3 protein-coding genes are annotated in these 1786 nt (G+C 31.0%); all 3 read right to left on the bottom strand.

The features are described from left to right. Positions 1 to 23: 23 nt before the first annotated feature. The gene (locus RM539_RS19750; RefSeq protein WP_311505141.1) at positions 24 to 380 is read right to left on the bottom strand and encodes a helix-turn-helix domain-containing protein; all 357 of its coding nucleotides are present in this window, start codon (positions 378 to 380) and stop codon (positions 24 to 26) included. 4 nt (positions 381 to 384) lie between these two features. Beyond that, positions 385 to 678 (bottom strand): type II toxin-antitoxin system HigB family toxin, encoded by a 294-nt coding sequence (locus tag RM539_RS19745; RefSeq protein ID WP_311505140.1) that lies wholly within the window; start codon positions 676 to 678, stop codon positions 385 to 387. A gap of 221 nt (positions 679 to 899) precedes the next feature. After that, positions 900 to 1640, bottom strand: coding sequence for a TraB/GumN family protein (locus RM539_RS19740; protein ID WP_311505139.1), 741 nt, complete (start codon positions 1638 to 1640; stop codon positions 900 to 902). Positions 1641 to 1786: the final 146 nt, after the last annotated feature.

Here is a 1786-nt window from a genome sequence, read left to right as displayed (position 1 = left end):
AGCTCCTGTATTTTTTGTTCGGATCAATAATCCTGGACTAAAACTTCTGTCGGAATATGTAGAGTAGTATGTAATTTTCTAACCATTTCCAGAGTCAGTTTTCTTTTTTTGTTCAAAATTTCGCTCACTCTGCTTTTAAATCCAAAAACCTCTGCAAGATCTTTTTGTTTCATTCCCATTTGTTCCATTCTAAATTTTATGGCTTCTATAGGATCCGGCATTCCTATTGGAAAATGTTCATTCTCATAATTATCAACGAGAATTGCTAATATTTCCAATTCATCACCTTCTTCTGTTCCCTTTTTTGCATCAAAAATCTCATCAAGTCTTTGAAGTGCATTTTGATAATCTTCCTCGTTTCTAATTGGTTTAATTCTCATCTTATTAAATATTATTAGCGTCTATTTTATCATATTCTGCGTGAGTTCCAATAAATCTTATGTAGCAGATTTGATATTCAAAGTTGAATTTTACAATTAATCTGTAGGAGTTACCTTTGATGTTGAAAACGATTCTGTTTTCTTGCAGAATACTTGCACTCGGATAATCCTTCTTTAGATCATTTATATTATTCCAATTTGTTTTCTCAGTTTCTCGATACCAGGATTTTAATTGTTGTTCACTATCTGCGTGTTTTATCCAAAAATCACGTAAAGTTCGTTTCGCAATAATTCTCACCTCAAATTATTTTGAAAACAAAGATAAAATAAATTCCCAAATTGGTAACTAAAATTTTGTAAAAATATTGGAGCTAACGGTCCCGGCTATCGCAAGTTGCGGGACATGGGATGCGGATTAGTCGGATTAGTTGTTTTAATAATTGGTCTCTAAAATAGCGATTTTCAGCAAACTACCCGTTATTTGCGATGAGCCGTTGTTGGCAACTGGCGGGTTACCAATTAATTTTTTATTCTTTCTAATTTAAAGCCCTCTTTATGCAGTAGATTTAATATTCCATTTTCCCCACCAAAATGTGCCATTCCCACTGCAATAAAGGTTTTCTCTTTTTCAATGGTTTTAATTATGTCTTCAATCCAATTTTTATTTCTTTGATCAACTATTATCTCTGTCATAGTAGGTTCATCTTGCGACATATTTTTCTTTATACCATGAATATTTTCTTCTCTGTACATTTTAAAAGCCATTTGAAAATTTTCAATTAACATTTGATTGCTTTTTTCTTTTTTAGAATCTTCTGTTTCTTTAAACTTATCAAGATTAGCTAACATTTCATCTGCCGATTCAAGTCCAATAATTTTTAGTTCATATTTTTTAGCAATTTCTATTAATTGAATTTCCATTGAACTCAATTCTTTTGGATCGTATTCTGAAAGTAGCGCACTATATCCTTTAGATAAAGATTTAGGCATTTTGTAAGTACTAATTTTTTGTAGTTCTAAAGAATCTAACATATTGAACTCAAGTGCTAGAGTATTACATTTCTTAAGACTGGAGATTGCTTCTTGGGCAATTTCCAATTCATCTTTAGGATATAAATGTATAGTTGAGAAAATAAACGATTCTGTTCCACTTTTAGAAGTTATTTTCCAAAGATTACCAGTATCAAAATCAACTTGATCATTCTTTGAACAACTGATTAAGTTAATGAAGATTAAAATTAGAATGACAGCTTTTTTCAAAGTTAAGTTTTAGTTAGAATTATGTTTAGCTTGTTGCCAACGGCCGCGGTTAAGGCAAGTTGCGAATGAGAACTTGAATTTGTCAGCTAAGCCTGATGTTTATTAAAATCTAAAATATAACTTTTTACGGATTCAGCGCAATTTGA

The organism is Autumnicola musiva (assembly GCF_031846585.1).
GTDB lineage: Bacteria > Bacteroidota > Bacteroidia > Flavobacteriales > Flavobacteriaceae > Autumnicola > Autumnicola musiva.
This window is presented reverse-complemented; position numbering and strand designations above follow the sequence as displayed.